Consider the following 14391-nt stretch of genomic DNA (forward strand, 5'->3'; position numbering starts at 1 on the left):
CACGGTGCCGCTACGGTGGCCCGATGACGGCGATCGACACCTCCCCGACGACCACGGCCACGGCACCCGGCACGCCCCTGACGGGCACCGCGCTCGCGACGCCGCCGACGGCCGAGCTGCACCTGCACGTCGAGGGCACGCTCGAACCCGAGCTCGTCTTCGCCCTCGCCGACCGCAACGACGTCGACCTGCCCTTCGCCTCGGTCGACGAGCTGCGCGCCGCGTACTCGTTCGGTTCGCTGCAAGAGTTCCTCGACCTGTACTACGCGTGCACGGCCGTGCTGCAGACCGCACAGGACTTCCGCGACCTCGCCTGGGCCTACCTCGAACGGGCCCACGCCCAAGGGCTGCGACACGTCGAGATGTTCTTCGATCCCCAGGCGCACACCTCGCGCGACGTCGACGTCGACGAGGTCGTGGACGGGCTCACGCAGGCGCTCCGTGAGGCGCGCGAGCGGTACGGCATCACGGGCGGTCTCATCCTGTGCTTCCTGCGACACCTGCCGGTGGGCGACGCGGCCGCGACCCTCGAGTCCGTCGCGCACCGCGCCTCCGACCTGCTCGGGGTGGGGCTCGACTCCTCCGAGGTGGGGTTCCCGCCGGCCGCGTTCGCCCGTGTCTTCGACCGTGCCCGCGCCCTCGGGTTGCACGTCGTCGCCCACGCCGGTGAAGAAGGGCCGCCGTCGTACGTCTCCGACGCCCTCGACCTGCTGCACGTCGAACGAGTCGACCACGGGGTGCGCAGCCTCGAGGACGACGCGCTCGTCGCCCGCCTCGTCGCCGACCGGGTGCCGCTCACCGTGTGCCCCCTGTCGAACCTGCGGCTCGCCGTGGTGTCCGACCTGGCCGAGCACCCGCTGCCCCGCATGCTCGAGGCCGGGCTGCTCGTCACGGTCAACAGCGACGACCCCGCCTACTTCGGTGGCTACGTGGGCGACAACTACCAGGCCCTGCGCGACGAGCTCGGTCTCGACGACGACGCGCTCGCCCTGCTGGCGACGAACTCCGTCGAGGCGTCGTTCGCCGACGCGGGCCGCAAGGCCGAACTGACCGCCGAGGTGCGGGCCTGGCGCGAGGCGCGTCGCGCGGCCTGAGACACGGGCCGCCCCGCCACCGCACGGCCGGACCCGACAGGACGGCTAGAGCGTGCGGCCGGCGTTCGCGTCGAGCCAGGCCTTGGGGTCGACCTGCGTCGAACCGCCCAGCAGCACCTCGAAGTGCAGGTGCTCACCGGTCGCGACCCCGCTGCGGCCGACCCTGCCGACCAGCTCGCCCACCTGGACCGTCTGACCCGCGACGAGCGGGCTCGACCCGACCTGCATGTGCGCGTAGAGCGTGCTGACCCGCTGGCCGTCGATCACGTGGTCGATCACGGCGTACTGACCGAACTGACCGTGCATCGCCGAGGTCCGCACGACGCCCGCCGCCGTGGCGCCGATCGGGGTGCCGCCGCCGGGCGTCATGTCGAGGCCCATGTGCATGCTCGAGCACGCCGCGCACGGTGCCGAACGGGGACCGAACCCCGAGCTGAGGACGACCGAACCCGGGAACGGCCACCGGATGTCGCCGGTGCCCGAGTTGACGATGGTGCCGGCCCCCGAGGAGGCGCGGTTCGAGTTCGTCGATCCCGCGAGGTTCTTCGAGGTGACGACGGGCTCGGGCTCGGGCGGCGGAGGCGGCGGCGGCGCGTCGGTCACCCCGAAGGCGTCACGCTCGGACACGGTCAACACGACGAGCGACGCCGCGAGGGTCTGGGTCGGCATCGGCGCGGCGCCGACGGTCGGGATGTTCGACCCGCCGAGGTCGCTCGCCGACGCCGGGGTGAGGTTCGACGTGAAGAAGAGCATGACGGCGCAGGCGCCGAGCACTGGCAGGGTGGCGGCACGGACGCGTCTCGCCGCGACGCGCAGCCTCGACCGGCCGGACCTGCGACGCGAGCTCGGGCTCGTGCTCGTGCTCGTGCTCGTGCTCGTGCTCGTGCGACGGGATGCCGCCGCACCCGCTGTCGAGCCGTGCACCCGGTTGCTCATGGGTGCATCGTTCGGAACCGGGTTCATCGTCGGCACGGCCGGAGACACGGAGGACGACGGCGCGAGGGCAGCAGCGGACGCAGGAGGCGCGGGAGCAGCAGCGGCACGCTCGCGGGCGAGGGCCTCGCGACGCGTCAGCGGCGGGTCGGTGGTCACCGGCACGGCGGCCCCGGGAGTGGTCGAGGGGTCGGTCATGAGCGCTTCCCGGAACGGACGGCGCTAGGACTCACGGTTCTCCTCGGCTGGGCGGACCGACCCACTCTACGATCCGAGCCGCCCGCTGGCCAGGGGTGGAGGCGATCTTTCATGAGCTGCACCCTTCGGGTCGACCGGCACCGCGCCTCCTGACCGGGGGCGCTCACCGTGATGCGGGCGACGTTATCCACCACGAGAGGCGCCGGTCACACCCAGAACGCGGCACAACGGGGCCTCGGTCACCCCACCTCGCGGGGGTTCCGTCCGGTCGCCGGCGCCCCTAGCCTCGGGCCGTGACCTTCGTACTGGCTGCCCTGCCCCTGCTGGTGATCGTGGGTGCGCTCGTCGACATCGTCACGCGCCCCGAGGGCGACGTACGCCACCTGCCCAAGGGCCTGTGGATCATGATCGTGCTGTTCCTGCCGCTGATCGGCAGCATCGTCTGGTTCGCCGCCGGTCGTGAGTACGGTCGCCGCGTCGAGCAGATCGGTCCGCGCGACCAGAGCCGGTACCACGAGGCCGCCGCCCGCACGCTCGACCACCGCGTGCGCAGCACCGAGCAGCAGCTCGCCGACCTCGACCGCGAGACCGAGCACTACGAGCGGCTCGCCCGCCTGGCGAAGCTCGAGGCCGAGGTCGAGAGACGCCGGTCGACGGCCGGCGACGACGTCCCCGCCTGACCGGCACCGCGCCTCCCGGCCGCCCGGCCCGGCACACGGAAGCGGGCGAGTCCAGGCGGGGCGGGCGTCCGGAGACGCCCGCCACCGACGAACCCGCCCGCCCGGCGTTCAGGGCACAGGACTCAGCCGCGCAGCCAGGCCGCCGTCTCGCCCGGCAGCCGCCCGGCGTCCGAGAGCGGCCCGCTCGCCACGAGCACCTCGCCCGAGCCCAGCCCGAGCGTGGCCAGGTCGACCGGCTCGGTGCCGAACACACAGACCACGTGCCACCCGCCGGGCCGCACGACGTGCAAGACGTCGTCACGGCCGTCGACCGGCAGCCACTCGAGCGTCTCGTCGGTCTGCAGGTGACGGCGTGCGGCGAGGGCCGTGCGGTACAGGGCGAGCGTCGACGTCGCGTCGGCCTCCTCGGCCTCGACGGAGTACTCGCCGAACCAGCCCGGCTGCGGCAGGTGGGCGTCGCCCGCGCCGAAGCCGAACGACGAGCCCGAACGGGTCCAGGGCAGCGGCACGCGGCAGCCGTCGCGGCCGATGTCGACGCCGGGGTTGCGGAAGAACGAGGGGTCCTGGCGCTCGTCCGCGGGGATGTCCGCGACCTCGGGCAGGCCGAGCTCCTCACCCTGGTAGACGTAGGCCGAACCGGGCAGACCGAGCATGAACAGCGACGCCGCACGCGCCCGGCGCAGGCCGGTCTCGACGTCGACCTCGGGCGAGGTGCCGCCCGACAACAGCCACTCGGCGCCCTGCTTGACCTCACGGCCGTCGAGGGCGGGCAGGCCGTACCGGGTCGCGTGGCGGACGACGTCGTGGTTCGAGAACACCCACGTGGTCGACGAGCCCGACGTCTCGGCGGCGTCGAGGTTGTAGGTGATGATGTCGTGGAACTGCGTGGCGTCGAAGTCGGCCTCGAGCAGGTCGAAGTTGAACGCCTGGCCCAGGCCCTCGGCGCTGGCGTACCGGGCACGACGCGACGGCTCGACCCAGGCCTCGGCCACGGCGATGCGCGGCGGGTCGTACTCGTCGAACACCTCGCGCCACGTGGCGTAGATCTCGTGCACCTCGTCGCGGTCCCACAGCGGGTGGTCGCCGTCGGCCTTGGGCAGCGCGTCGAGCTCGGCCTTGGACGGCAGCACCTCGGGCAGACTCTTGGCCAGCCCGTGGGCGACGTCGACGCGGAAGCCGTCGACCCCGCGGTCCGACCAGAACCGCAGCGTCGTCAAGAAGTCCTCACGTACCTCCGGGTTGTCCCAGTCCCAGTCGGGCTGCTCGCTCGCGAACGAGTGCAGGTACCACTGGCCGTCGGCGACGCGGGTCCAGGCCGGGCCGCCGAAGATCGAGGTCCAGTCCGAGGGCGGCAACTCGCCGTGCTCGCCGAGGCCGTCACGGAAGACGTACCGCGCCCGGGCGGGTGACCCGGCGGGGGCGGCCAGCGCCTCCTGGAACCAGACGTGCCGGTCGGACGAGTGGTTCGGCACGAGGTCGGCGATCACCCGGATGCCGGCCGTGTGCAGCGCGTCGATCATCTCGTCGAACTGGGCCAGCGTGCCGATTTTGGGGTCGACGTCGCGGTAGTCGTCGACGTCGTAGCCGCCGTCGGCGAGCGCGGACGGGTAGAACGGGCTGAGCCAGACCGCGTCCACGCCGAGTTGCCGCAGGTACGGCACCTTGGCGGTGATGCCCGGCAGGTCGCCGATGCCGTCGCCGTTCGAGTCGGCGAAGCTGCGGGGGTAGATCTGGTACACCGCGGCCTGGCGCCACCAGGTCGGGTCGTCGGTCAGCAGCTCGGTCGAGGGTGCGGTGCGGAGCGTGTCGGTCATCGTGGAGCGGGGTCCTCTCGGTGGTGGTGGTGGTGGGTCGTCTCGGAGGTCAGGAGGCGCGGGTCGCGCCCCCGACGGCCGCCTACTTGATCGCGCCCTGCGTCACGCCCGCCATCACCCAGCGTTGGGTGAAGAGGTAGACGACGATCGCGGGGGCCATGGCCATGAGGTACGAGGCGAAGGCGACGTTGTAGTTGTTGCTGAACTGGGTCTGGAAGATCTGCTGCAGCACGGGCAGCGTCTGCAGCGACGGGTCGGCGGTGATCAGCGAGGGCATCGCGAAGTCGTTCCACGAGGCCAGGAAGGCGAAGATGCCGACCGTGGCGCTCATCGGGGCGAGCAGCGGGAACACCAGGCGCCAGAACACCTGCCACGTGGTGGCGCCGTCGAGCCGCGCGCTCTCTTCGAGCTCTTCGGGCAGCGATCGCAGGAACGCCGTGAACAACAGGATCGAGAACGACAACTGGAACATGACGTGCAGCAGGGCGACGCCGACGGGGTTGTCGAGGCCGACGATGCCGGTCAGCTTGATCTGCGACAGGGCGACCACCGGGAACGGCAGGAACATCGCGGCGAGCAGGTAGAAGAACGACCAGCGGAAGAGCTTGCGGTCCCAGTTGCGCGAGATCGCGTACGACGCCATCGAGGCGAGCACCACCGTGCCGACGACGGTCGCGGCCGTGACGAGGGTCGAGATGCCGAACGCCCGCGGGAAGTCGGTCAGCTGCCAGGCGGCCGCGAAGTTCGAGAAGTCGACCGGCGCCGGCAGGCTGAACGCGTTGCCGTCGACGGCCTGGGCCGTCGTCTTGAGCGACATCGTGATGGTCACGTAGATCGGGATCAGCACGGTGATCGTGCCGAGCACGAGCAGCGCGGTGACGAGCCGGTTCGGTCGTTCCTGGCCGACGCGACCACGTCGACGACGGGTGACGGCGTCGGCGTCGCGACCCGCGCCTCCCGGGGTGGGTGCCGCCGAGGCGGCGGGGGTGACGAGTGCGGTGTTCGCCATCAGACGGCCGCCTTTCCGCGGGTGATCCGGAGTTGGACGAGGGCGATCGCGACGGCGATCGCGAAGAAGATGGTCGCGTTGGCCATCTGGTAGGCGTAGTCGCCGCCGGTGAAGCCGGTGAAGATCGTCATCGCGATGCTGCGGGTCGACGTGCCCGGGCCGCCGTTCGTCAGGCCGACGATGATGTCGTACGAGTTCAGGAAGTTCTTGAACCCGATGATCGTGTTAATGACGACGTAGCCCGCGACGAGCGGCAGCGTGATCGAGCGCAGCTGCTTCCAGCCCGAGGCGCCGTCGAGGCTGCTCGCCTCGTACACCTCGCCGGGGATCGCCAGCAGGCCCGCGATGTAGATCAGCAGCGTGCTCGGGATCGCCTGCCACGCGGTCACGACGACGATGCCGATCCAGGCGGTGTCGGCGTTCGCCAGGATGCTGTCCTGCAGTCCGGGGATGCCGAGCGAGGCGCCGAGGGCCGGCAGCGAGTTCGAGAAGAGGAACTGGAAGACGAACGCGATGATGATGCCCGAGATGACCATCGGGATGACGAACACGGCTCGCAGCGCCGTCTTGGCCTTGATCTGCGAGGTCAGGCCGATCGCGAGCAGCAGCGCGACGACGTTCACGGCGATCACCGTGACGAGCGCGAAGCCCATCGTGAAGCCGTACGAGCCGAGGATCGCCGGGTCGGTCGCCATCGCGAGGTAGTTCGTGACGCCCACCATGTCGAACTCGCCGAACCCGATCGAGTTCGTGAAGCTGTAGAACACGCCCATCACGGCCGGCAGGGTGATCGCCAGCGAGAACAGGACGAGCGTCGGCACGAGGAAGAAGTAGAAGACCGGGTCGACGCGCTTGCCGCGACGCCGGGGGTTGCCGGTCGTGCTGCCGCTGAGCGAGGTGCGGGCGCCTCGCTCGACCCTGGGGGTGGTGGTCGTGGCCATCGGGTCTCCTTCGACTCGGGCGGTGGTCGGGGCGGCCGGGCCCGCGGTGCGGGCCGCGCCGTCGGTCGCGCTCATGCGCGGAGCGCCAGGCGACGCCAGTCGGCGTCCATGGTGCGCAGGGTGCCTTCGGCGCTCGCACCCGTGACGATGCCCTGCACGTAGTTCTCGGCGGGGATCGTCAGCGGGATCGCCTTCGAGGCGCCCTGGTAGAACCGCGCCTCGTCGTAGTAGCTCTGCATGCCGACGATGCGCTCGTCGGTCACGGCGGGGGCCGAGGTCGTGGTGCCGAACGCCAGGAAGTCACGGTTGTACGCGTCGTGGATCTCGGGCTGCATCAGGTAGGTGAGGAACTCGCGGGCGGCCTCCTGCTTGCGCGACTGCTGGGGCACCCAGAGGGCGAGGTCGAGGTTGACCCGCACCTTGCGGTCGTCGGGGTCGTCGGTCATCGGCAGGGGGAACGTGCCGATCTTGGCCTCGGGGTTGGCCTTGGTGATCTCGCCGAGCGCCCACGGGCCCTGCATGAGCATCGCGGCCTCGCCCTGCGCCATCGCGAGGTTGCCGTCGCCGTAACCCCGGCTGTTGCGGTTCGCGTTCGACAGCCCGGCGAGCTGCACCATGCGCTCGACCGGCTCGCGGAAGTCCTTCTCGAACGAGACCGAGCCGCCCTGGCCGACGCTCGTGCCCTCGGCGTTCATCTTCTCGTAGAAGGCCGCGACGTCGAGCATGCCGCCGGTCGTGTAGTCGAACAGGCCCTGTGCGACGGTCCACGGCTCGCGGAAGGTGCTGTAGATCGGCGTGACGCCGGCCGCGGTGAAGGTGTCGCAGGCCGCGAGGAACTCGTCCCACGTGGTCGGCACCTCGACCCCGAGGTCGGCGAAGATCCGCTGGTCGTAGATGACCGACGCCGCGGTGATCGAGTACGGCAGCACGCTCGTGCGGCCGGGGTAGGTCGCGTACTGGTCGACGAGGCTCTGCACCTCGGGCCGGATCGTCGACGCCTCGGGCAGGTCGCCGAGGTCGCTCAGGGCGCCGCGCTCCATGAAGCGGGCCATCTCGAGGTTGTAGGTGAAGGCCGCGACGTCGGGCGGGTTGCCTCGGACGAAGCCGGCCGAGATGCCCGAGGTGGAGTCGTGGATCACCCGGATCGCCGACTGCGACTCGTTGAACCTCGAGACCAGGTCGGAGAAGTAGGGGATCGCCTCGGGCTTGGTCGCGTAGAACGTGATCTCGGCGCGCCCACGGGTGGAACCGGTCGGAGCGCAACCGGCCAGCATCAGGGCCGCACCGGCGGCACCGATCCCGCCGAGGAGGGCGCGTCGGCTGAGGCCGGCGCCAGAGGGCAGTGGGGGTGTGGGCACGTCGTCGTCTCCCGGGTCGCGACCCCGACGACAGCGTCGGGACCGAGTTGATCTGGTGTGTAGATTTAGACCCTAGATCAATTCGGCGCGTGGCACCATGGGTCGTCGACGAAAAGATCCGCCGTGTCGTGAGGCACCGGCCACAGCACGAGGAGGCGCGGGTGGCGCTGAGCACCGGGGTGTCGTCGCCGAGCCTGCTGCGACGTATGAACGCGGCCGAGGTGCTGAGGCACGCGTGGTCCGTCGACGCCGTCACGGCCAGCGACCTGATCGCCCTGACCGGGCTGACCCGGTCGACCGTGATCGGGGTCTGCGACGACCTCATCGACCACGGCTGGATGGTGTCGCTCGCCGACGCCCGCTCGACCGGCGAGTACCGGAAGGGCCGCCCGGCGCGGCGGTACGCCCTGGCCCGCTCGGCCGGGCACGTCGTCGGCGTCGACGCCGGCCGCCACCACCTCACGGCCGTCGTCGCCGACCTGCGCGGCGACGTCGTGGCCCGCGTCGCGCGACGCATCGACCCGGACGGCACCGCCGCGGCCCGCCGACGCACGGTCGCCCGACTCGTCGACGACGTCCTGGCCGAGGCCGGGCTGGCCGACCCCGACGTCCTGGCGATCGCCCTCGGGGTGCCCGCCCCCACCGACGCCGAGGGCCGTTCGCCGGTCGAGGTCGGCGCCGACTTCTGGGTGCTGATGAACCCCGACTACACCGGCCTGTTCGCCGAGCGCGGCTGGGCCGTCGTCGTCGAGAACGACGCCAACCTGGCGGCCGTCGCCGAGGCGGCGGCCGCGTCGCACGCCGACCGCGAGGCCGGCGCCGGCGCCACGTCGTTCGTGACCCTGCTGGCGGGCGAGCGGTTCGGCGCCGGGTTCGTGCTCGACGGAGCCCTCGTGCGGGGCAGCCGCGGTGCCGCGGGCGAGATGCGCCTCCTCGACCTGGTCGAAGGCGTCGGGTCGGCCGACGGCCTCGGTGCCCTGCTGCGCGACTGGGCCCGGGCCGCGAGACAGCTCGGCACGGTGCCTGCCGCGTCGCCGCTGCGGGCGATCCCGCTCGACGAGCTCGAGGCCCCCGCGGTTCTGGCCGCCGCCGACGCCGGCGACGCGACCGCCCTGCGTCTCGTCGAGCGCGCGGCCGAGCGGTTCGGCCGCGTCTGCGCGATGCTCAGCGGCATGCTCGACGTCGATCGCATCGTCGTCGCCGGAGCGGTCGCCCCCGCGATCGGACTGCTCCTCGAGCGGACGACGCCGTGGCTCAGCCGGTTCACGCACCGGGCCGCACCCGAGGTCGTCGCCTCGACCCTGGGCGACGCGGTGGTCACCACGGGCGCCGTCGAGCGGGCCCTCGCCCACGTGCGCGGCCACGCACTCGAGCTGACGCTGCCGGGTGCGGCGGACGCGACCCGCGCCTCCTGAGGCCCGCTCGGCTCGGGCTCGGGCTCGGGCTCGGGCTCGGGCTCGGGCTCGGACGGCGATGAACCCGGTTCCGAACGATGCACCCGGTTGCTTCCGGGTTCATCGTTCGAAACCGGGTGCATCGCGACGGCAGGTCCGGGCGGGCAGGGGCGGGTGGGCAGGCGGGTGGGCAGGCGGGCGAGCGCCGCTAGGCTCGCGGGATGGTCACCGTCGTGCTCCCCTGGCGTCCGCAACCCAGTCGCATCGCGGCGTTCGAGGTCGTCCGCGACTGGTACGCCGAGGCCCTGCCCGAAGCCGACATCCGCACGATCGACTCGCCGGACCCGGTCTTCAACCTGGCGCAGTGCCGCAACCTCGGGGTCGCGGCCCTGGCCGACGACGAGGTCGCCGTGATCGGCGACGCCGACACCCTGCCGCAACGCGAGCCCCTGCTGGCGGCGATCGAGGCGGCCCGCACGAGCGGCCGGGTGCACCTGCCCTACACCGAGTACCACTGGCTGGGACGCGACGGCACCGCGCAGGCGGCCGCGGGCACCCCCCTCGAGGAGTGCGACTTCGAGCTCGTGCGCGGGGCCTGCTCGGGGGTCTACGTGACCCGCGCCTCCTCGTGGCAGGCGCACGGCGGGCAGGACGAGCGCTTCCGCGGCTGGGGCTTCGAGGACGCCGCCTGGTACCTCGCCCACACCACCCTGCTCGGCGAACCGCCCCGCCGCCACGAGGGCATGGTGTTCGCCCTGCACCACCAGGCCGAGGTGCGCGAAGGGCCGCAGTACGACGCCAACGCCGCGCTCATGCAGCGGTACCGCGACGCATCGGTCGGCGCCGACGCGATGCGCGCGGTCGTCTTCGGGGGGTAGGGCGGCCGGGCCGCCTCAGTCGGCGGGCACCGTGTGCAGCGGGCCGAGCGCGTGGTCGAGCGGCCCACCCGTCCCGACGGGGGGGCGCGACCGCATCCGGGCGACCGTCGGGCCCGAGTGGGCGAAAAGTGCTCTCGGGCGGCTTCCGACCAGCGTCTTCTGCCCACTCGACGGCGGGACCGGCCCGATTCGGTCGGCACGACGACGCGGTGACGCCGAGGCGCGGGCGAGAAGGCGCGGGCAAGGAGGCGCGGGCAAGGAGGCGCGGGCCCGGGCGGTCAGCCGGTCGCGGTGAGCGCCGCGTGGGCTCGCGCCCGCCCGGGCGTCTCGCGCAGGGACGCCGCCAGACCGGCCAGGCGCCCGGCCGCTCCGGGGTCGCGCGTCGGCAGGTCGAGCACGTGCCGCAGGGCCTCCGCCAGCTCGTCGACGGTCGCCGTGTTCGGGGCCAGCGCGACGCCGACCCCGGTCCGTTCGAGGGCCGCGGCCCCGGCGAACTGGTCGGTCGAGAACGGCAGGACGACGACGGGCACGCCCGCGGTCATCGCCTCGGTCACGCTGTTGTTGCCACCGTGCGTGACGGCCGCGGCCGCCGCGTCGAGCAGGGTGACCTGCGGCAGGAACTCGCGCACGAGCCAGTCGGCCGGCACCTCGCCGAGGTCGGCGCGGGCCCCGGAACCTAGCGCGATCGCGGCCCGCACCCCGACCCGCCGCAGGGCCTCCGCCACGCGCCCGAGCACGTCCGACCGCACCGACAGGAAGCTGCCGAAGCTGACGTAGACGAACGGCGCGGGCGTGGGCCCGGCACCGGCGGCCAGCCAGGCGGCGACTTCGGCGTCGACCGGCTCGGCGCGGACGGCCGACCCGAGCCAGACGTGCCGCGGCAGCAGGGCGTCACGGGCGGGATCGGCGAGCTCGCCGGGGTAGTTGTAGAGCAGCAGGTCGCCGTGCTCGCCGAACGCGCTCGTCGACGGCGGGAGGTGTGGCGCGAGTTCGGCCAGGGCCGCGTTCCACTCGGCGGTGAACGAGGCGTCGACCCGTTCGCAGAGCTCGCGCAGGCCCACGACGCCCGCCGGAGCGGGCCCGGGCCCCGCGGGGGGTCGCACCACGTTCGCGTCGTCGAACCACGCCGGAGCGTGGTTCGACGACGCGACGGTGGTGCGGCCTCCGGCCGGGGCGGCACCGGCACCGGCACCGCCGAACGCGGCAGGCCACTCGGGCGGGCAGCCGTAGACCTCGTCGCCCACGGGCAGCGCCGTCGGGTGCCCGAGCACGACGTCGGCGAACGAGACGCCGCCGGCGACGAGCGCGAGCCGGGCGCTGAACGCGAGGTGGTCCACGACGATCTGGTCGGGCTGCACGGCGGCGACCACGTCGAGCACGGCCCGGGCCGTCGCGACCGGCTGCCACATGAGGTCGGTGAGGCGTTCGCGCGCCTGGTACGAGAGCGTCTCGACCATGCCGAGCCGGGTGGCGTCGAAGAAGCCGCGCAGCGACGCGTCCTCGTCGGCGACCTGCTCTTCCGCCCGGATGACGCCGGGGTTCGAGCCGCGACCGAGCTGCAGGTGCACGCGCTCGAAGCCGAACGACCGGACGATGGCTGCGGTGGCCGGCCCGGTCGCGACGACGACGCGCTCACCGCGGTCGCGCCACTCGGTGGCCAGGGTCGCTAGGGGCAGCAGGTGGGACGCGTAGTCCGGGCTGATGACGAGCAGGGTCATCGTGCGCTCACGCTCCACTCGCGCTGTTCGAGCTCGTCGTGGTGCACCGTGCCGTAGACGCCGGACAGCGACCGCGCCATGGCCTGGATCGTGAAGGAGCGCTCGACGGTGTCGCGTGACCGGGCCGCGCGCGCCTCCGTGGTCTCGGTCGAGGCGGCGGTGAGCGCCTCGTCCATGGCCTGGCGCAGGGCGTCGACGTCCCAGGTGCGGGTGAGCCAGCCGGTGTCCCCTTGTCGGACGTAGGTCGACGGCCCGCCACCCTGCGGCGCGACGACGAGCAGACCGGAGCCCATGGCCTCGAGCAGGGCGATACCGAACTCCTCTTTCAGGCTGCCGCAGACGTAGACGCCGCGCGGCGCCGCGAGCCCGGGCAGGCCGAAGCGCGCCGCGGCGACCCACCGGGCGACCGTGTCGTTCGGCCGGTGGCCGGGCAGCAGCAGTCCGGAGGCGCGGTGCCGGTCGACGGGGACGATCGTGTCGATCAGGTCGAGCTGTTCGCGCTCGTCGGCGCTCGGGTGTTCGAGGTCGCCGCCGATCAGCAACAGATTCGCGCGATCGCGCAACGGTCCGCCGGCCCACGCCTCGACGATGGTCGCCATCCCCTTGACCCGGTGCAGGCGCCCGACGCTGACCAGCAGGGGCAGGCCACGGCGCTCGGGCGGCAGGGTCTCGAGCAGGGCGCACAGCTCGGCGAGCGGCGGGGTCGCGGGCAGGCCCGCGGCGTGCTCGGCGGCCTCGGCGACCGAGCGGTCGACCACGTCGAGGTCGATGCCCTCGGGCACGATCGTGTGGCGCTCGGGGTGCGAGGTGACGTCGATGCCGACCAGCTCGCGCATGTCGCGCTCGAGCTCAGGCCGGGGGAACAGCACCGTGTGCGACGCGTTCGAGGCGAGCTGCTGCACGAGACGCGTACGGAACCAGAAGTGCTCGACCTCGTCGACGTCGCCGAAGGTCTCGCGGGTCAGCGCGCCCGACAGGTCGAGGGACTGGATGACGGCGTGCGGGTCGGGCGCGACCGTGAAGACGACGGGGATGTCGAGCTCGCGGGCCACGTCGGCGGCCGCCAGGCTGCCCACGTCGGCCATGCGCAGATGCAGCAGGTCGACGCCGCCCGCGGCGCGCAGCACCCGTCGGATGCCGCGACGGGCCGCGACCCGCAGCGGCCACGCGGTCGACGACGAGACGGGGTCGCTGAGCAGCGGCACGCGCCCGTAGACGTGTCCGGAGGCGCGGGACGCCAGGTCGTGGACGCTCGCGACCGCCGCGTCCGCCGATCCGCGCGAGAGGGTGACGACCCGGGCGACGTGACGGTCGTCGAGGACGTGCGCCGCGCCTCCGGCGGCGAGCGCGTCGCCGAGCCGCACGAGCAGCGTCGCGATACCGCCGTTGTCGCCGCTGCCGGCGTGGGTGAGGCCGGCGTCGATGTCGGCGTGCAGGAAGAGCTGGGCGATGGTGAGACCGTCGCGCCCGGCCGGGTCCGCGACCGGGAGGCCGGTGTCCGCCGTGTCGGTGCCTCCCCGGAGGCGCGCGCCGGCGCGGTCGAGGCCGCGGTCGAGGCCGCCGTCGCCGTCGAACACGTCGTCGCGGGCCGAGAGGTCGATCACGGCGAGGCGCGCGACGTCGCCGAGGTAGCCGTCGTGACGGGCGAGCTCGTGCACGGTGGAGGCGACGGCCTGGTCGCCGCGACGCTGGCCGAGGGCCGACACGGCGGCGACGCGGACGTGCTCGTCCTCACCCCCGTCGCGGGCGATGGTCGCGAGCGGGCGCGAGGCGATGCGGGCTCGCACCAGGCCGAGGGTCTCGACCAGGCGGTACCGCGCGTCGGGCTCGTGCACGCCGATCAGGGCGCCCTCGAGCGCCACCGCGACCACGGCGGGGGCGGACGACGACCACTGCTCGAGCGTGCGCTGGGCCACCATGCCGGTGAAGCCGCCGGCGACGACGAGTCCGATCAACCGGCCGACGGTGTCGTAGCGGGGCAGCCGCTGACTGAGCGCCGATGCGGCGTGCTCGCGGAGGAAGGTGCGGTCGCTCGACAACAGGTCGCTCAGCACGACGTCGGCCTGCTCGTCGAAGACCTGCGCGAGCGCGTTCGTGGCCGCGATGGCGACGAGTTGGTCCTGGCTGCCGAGGGCACCGCGCAGCACTCGGATCGTGCGGGCCCCACCGGTCCGCGCGGCGTCGAGCGCGAGGTCGTCGGCGAGCCGCATCGAGTCGACCAGGCGGTCGGCCTCGTGGATCGCGTCGAGCGAGGTCTGGATGCCCATGCGGTGCCTCTCGGTGGTGCGGCGCGCGGCGCGCGGAGTCGACCCCGGAGCCCCGGGCCTGGTGGAGCCTATCGCCGCGGGGTGACCCGACGGTGCGCTCGGCGCTT

At 73.0% G+C, this 14391-nt stretch carries 11 protein-coding genes; 4 read left to right on the forward strand and 7 right to left on the reverse strand.

The window, feature by feature from the left end:
* Positions 1–23 precede the first annotated feature (23 nt).
* On the forward strand, positions 24–1094 hold the full coding sequence (locus EDF50_RS16020; RefSeq protein ID WP_199738829.1) for an adenosine deaminase: 1071 nt from the start codon (positions 24–26) through the stop codon (positions 1092–1094).
* A gap of 45 nt (positions 1095–1139) precedes the next feature.
* Here the strand turns inward: EDF50_RS16020 and EDF50_RS16025 are convergent, their stop codons facing one another.
* Entirely contained in the window at positions 1140–2225 is a 1086-nt protein-coding gene (locus EDF50_RS16025) for a M23 family metallopeptidase (RefSeq protein WP_123520494.1), read from the reverse strand.
* Between the two features lie 293 nt (positions 2226–2518).
* On the opposite strand from EDF50_RS16025, the gene EDF50_RS16030 reads away from it, so the two are divergent.
* Entirely contained in the window at positions 2519–2905 is a 387-nt protein-coding gene (locus EDF50_RS16030; protein ID WP_123520495.1) for a PLD nuclease N-terminal domain-containing protein, read from the forward strand.
* Positions 2906–3027: 122 nt separating this feature from the next.
* Here the strand turns inward: EDF50_RS16030 and EDF50_RS16035 are convergent, their stop codons facing one another.
* The 4 genes from EDF50_RS16035 to EDF50_RS16050 form a co-directional block, all read right to left on the reverse strand.
* The gene (locus tag EDF50_RS16035) at positions 3028–4719 is read right to left on the reverse strand and encodes a glycoside hydrolase family 13 protein (RefSeq protein ID WP_123520496.1); all 1692 of its coding nucleotides are present in this window, start codon (positions 4717–4719) and stop codon (positions 3028–3030) included.
* An 82-nt stretch (positions 4720–4801) separates the two neighbouring features.
* Entirely contained in the window at positions 4802–5728 is a 927-nt protein-coding gene (locus tag EDF50_RS16040) for a carbohydrate ABC transporter permease (RefSeq protein ID WP_123520497.1), read from the reverse strand.
* Positions 5728–6669 carry a carbohydrate ABC transporter permease gene (locus EDF50_RS16045; RefSeq protein WP_123520533.1) on the reverse strand — a complete coding sequence of 314 codons (942 nt, stop codon included), beginning with the start codon at positions 6667–6669 and terminating at the stop codon, positions 5728–5730. The genes EDF50_RS16040 and EDF50_RS16045 overlap by 1 nt, the downstream gene beginning before the upstream one ends.
* Before the next feature lie 71 nt (positions 6670–6740).
* Positions 6741–8027, reverse strand: a complete 1287-nt coding sequence (locus EDF50_RS16050) for an ABC transporter substrate-binding protein (RefSeq protein ID WP_233570679.1) — start codon at positions 8025–8027, stop codon at positions 6741–6743.
* 161 nt (positions 8028–8188) lie between these two features.
* On the opposite strand from EDF50_RS16050, the gene EDF50_RS16055 reads away from it, so the two are divergent.
* On the forward strand, positions 8189–9442 hold the full coding sequence (locus EDF50_RS16055) for an ROK family protein (RefSeq protein WP_123520498.1): 1254 nt from the start codon (positions 8189–8191) through the stop codon (positions 9440–9442).
* Positions 9443–9642: 200 nt separating this feature from the next.
* On the forward strand, positions 9643–10299 hold the full coding sequence (locus tag EDF50_RS16060; protein ID WP_123520499.1) for a hypothetical protein: 657 nt from the start codon (positions 9643–9645) through the stop codon (positions 10297–10299).
* 278 nt (positions 10300–10577) lie between these two features.
* Here the strand turns inward: EDF50_RS16060 and EDF50_RS16065 are convergent, their stop codons facing one another.
* Together EDF50_RS16065 and EDF50_RS16070 are read right to left on the reverse strand one after the other, a co-directional pair.
* Entirely contained in the window at positions 10578–12017 is a 1440-nt protein-coding gene (locus EDF50_RS16065; protein ID WP_123520535.1) for a glycosyltransferase, read from the reverse strand.
* Positions 12014–14284, reverse strand: a complete 2271-nt coding sequence (locus EDF50_RS16070; protein ID WP_123520500.1) for a glycosyltransferase — start codon at positions 14282–14284, stop codon at positions 12014–12016. Before EDF50_RS16070 ends, EDF50_RS16065 begins: the two co-directional genes overlap by 4 nt.
* Positions 14285–14391: the final 107 nt, after the last annotated feature.

This window comes from Frigoribacterium sp. PhB24 (assembly GCF_003755185.1).
Lineage (GTDB): Bacteria > Actinomycetota > Actinomycetes > Actinomycetales > Microbacteriaceae > Frigoribacterium.

Excerpts from the sequence above, each read along its gene's own strand:
- EDF50_RS16035 (WP_123520496.1), bottom strand. The coding sequence starts at position 4,719 with ATGACCGACACGCTCCGCACCGCACCCTCGACCGAGCTGCTGACCGAC.
- EDF50_RS16020 (WP_199738829.1), top strand. The coding sequence starts at position 24 with ATGACGGCGATCGACACCTCCCCGACGACCACGGCCACGGCACCCGGC.
- EDF50_RS16065 (WP_123520535.1), bottom strand. The coding sequence starts at position 12,017 with ATGACCCTGCTCGTCATCAGCCCGGACTACGCGTCCCACCTGCTGCCC.
- EDF50_RS16025 (WP_123520494.1), bottom strand. The coding sequence starts at position 2,225 with ATGACCGACCCCTCGACCACTCCCGGGGCCGCCGTGCCGGTGACCACC.
- EDF50_RS16060 (WP_123520499.1), top strand. The coding sequence starts at position 9,643 with ATGGTCACCGTCGTGCTCCCCTGGCGTCCGCAACCCAGTCGCATCGCG.
- EDF50_RS16040 (WP_123520497.1), bottom strand. The coding sequence starts at position 5,728 with ATGGCGAACACCGCACTCGTCACCCCCGCCGCCTCGGCGGCACCCACC.
- EDF50_RS16045 (WP_123520533.1), bottom strand. The coding sequence starts at position 6,669 with ATGGCCACGACCACCACCCCCAGGGTCGAGCGAGGCGCCCGCACCTCG.
- EDF50_RS16070 (WP_123520500.1), bottom strand. The coding sequence starts at position 14,284 with ATGGGCATCCAGACCTCGCTCGACGCGATCCACGAGGCCGACCGCCTG.